The sequence below is a fragment of the Bacteroidota bacterium genome (assembly GCA_034723125.1).
Lineage (GTDB): Bacteria > Bacteroidota > Bacteroidia > CAILMK01 > JAAYUY01 > JAYEOP01.
In genome coordinates this window covers 1-2050 of sequence record JAYEOP010000443.1, presented here as the reverse complement: position 1 = coordinate 2050, position 2050 = coordinate 1, and the positions used below count along the sequence as shown (strand labels likewise).

At 31.5% G+C, this 2050-nt stretch carries 1 protein-coding gene; it reads right to left on the bottom strand.

All coding sequences use genetic code 11. From position 1 onward, the window contains the following. Nucleotides 1-144: 144 nt before the first annotated feature. The gene (locus U9R42_11750) at nucleotides 145-1593 is read right to left on the bottom strand and encodes a TrkH family potassium uptake protein (protein MEA3496697.1); all 1449 of its coding nucleotides are present in this window, start codon (nucleotides 1591-1593) and stop codon (nucleotides 145-147) included. Nucleotides 1594-2050: the final 457 nt, after the last annotated feature.

The window sequence follows — 2050 nt, the reverse complement described above, 5'->3', positions numbered from 1 at the left end:
TTCGATATTATTTCAAGTTTCATGAAATAATCATGCTCCTGCTTGCCCTGTAATAATATGTACAGGCTGTATCAAATTTGCTTTGCCGTAGTTTTAGCTGTTCCACCTTTTCCGCTTGCACTATTTATAGACCCCTCTTAAGGTTTATTTTTTCCAGAATATTTTTGTAAATAAAATTAAAACTGTAAACAATTCAAGACGACCAAGTAGCATTAAAAATGAGAGAAACCATTTTCCAAAAATAGGAATTTCCGCATAATTTCCTACAGCACCGACATCCCCGATACCTGGACCAATATTTCCAAGTGAAGCTGCAACTGAACCTATTGCTGTGTAAAAATCTAATCCTAATATTATCATTACCAAACTTGAAAAAACAAAAATTAAAATATACAAGAAGAAAAATGAGAGAATGTTTAAAATAACTTCATTAGGAACAACTTTAGCGTTGAATCGTACAGAAACAACTGCTCTTGGATGAATAAGACGCTTAAATTCCATTTTTGTATTTCTTATAAGTAATAGTAATCTAATTATTTTCATACCTCCACCTGTAGAGCCTGCACTACCTCCAACAAACATTAATATAAAAATAAAGATAGTAGCAAATAATCCCCAATGCTCGTAGTTGGCAGTAACAAAACCTGTTGTTGTTACTATTGATACTACTTGAAAAATAGAATCTCTGATGGATTTTTCAGGATTTAATCCTCCTCCCAAATATAATATAGCTGCTATTATTAATCCTGCTGAAAGAACGAGTAAAAAATAATTTTTGAACTCATCGTCTTTTATAAGTTTTTTTAAATTACCGTTAAATGCAAAGTATGAAAGTGTAAAATTTGTTCCGGCAATAAACATAAAAACGGTAATAATATAATGTATGTATGGGCTATTAAAAGCAGCAATACTAGCATTTTTTGTAGAGTAACCACCAGTTGCCATTGTTGTAAAGCTATGATTTACAGCATCAAAAATTGACATTCCTGCAATTTTCAACAAAATAGTTTCAGCAAGCGTAAAAATAACATAAATAATCCATAACCTTTTTGCTGTTTGTGTAATTCTTGGATGTAATTTGTCAGGAGTAGGTCCTGGTACTTCTGCTACAAATAGTTGCATTCCACCAATACCGAGAAATGGAATTATTGCTACTGTTAACACAATTATTCCCATGCCTCCAATCCATTGAATTATACTTCGCCAAAATAAAATCCCTTTTGGTAATGATTCAATTTCTGTAAGTATGGATGCTCCTGTAGTTGTAAAGCCTGACATTGTTTCAAAAAATGCATTAGTAAAACTAGGGATTGCTCCACTTAATATAAAAGGAAGTGAACCAAAGAGCGAAATTACTATCCATCCAAGTGTAGCTATAAAATATCCTTCTTTTTTCCCAGGTGAATGGTCGTTGTTCCGAGTTAAAAAATAAAGTAAAGAACCTGATGCTATGGATATTATTGAAGATATAATAAATGCTATATGATCCCCTGAATGATAATAAAATGAAGGTACCAAACTTAAAAGCATAAATACCCCCACAAGAACAATCAGACGACTTAGTACATTTATAATTAGTTTAAATTTGATCATTTAGAATAAAATATTTGATGCAAATATCGTATTTATAAAAATATTACCAACTGTTTGAGTTGATTTTTATGATTTGTAGCTAACTGATTAGTTAACTCAAGTTTCGCATAATAATTCTGTGTATTTTTTCTTAGTGCTACTTTGTGCCTTGGTGTCTTTGTGGCAAGATATTGATAATTAGCCACGAAGGCTCTAAGACACTAAGAATCACAAAGTATGAAACAATTCATTATGGAATTATTATACTATTGATTTTCTTTATGTTATCACAACTCGACATTTAATAAGTTTCCGAATGTCAATTCTTTATATTCAAATGCGAAACTTGAGTTAGTTAAAGAACTTTTCTACCTTATTGATTACATCAGGTCCTGAGAATACAACCACATGATCACCTGCTATTATTTTTGAGTCTCCCACTGCAATAAAACTTTCATTCTCTCTGATAACACCGCCA

Excerpts from the sequence above, each read along its gene's own strand:
- U9R42_11750 (MEA3496697.1), bottom strand. The coding sequence starts at position 1,593 with ATGATCAAATTTAAACTAATTATAAATGTACTAAGTCGTCTGATTGTT.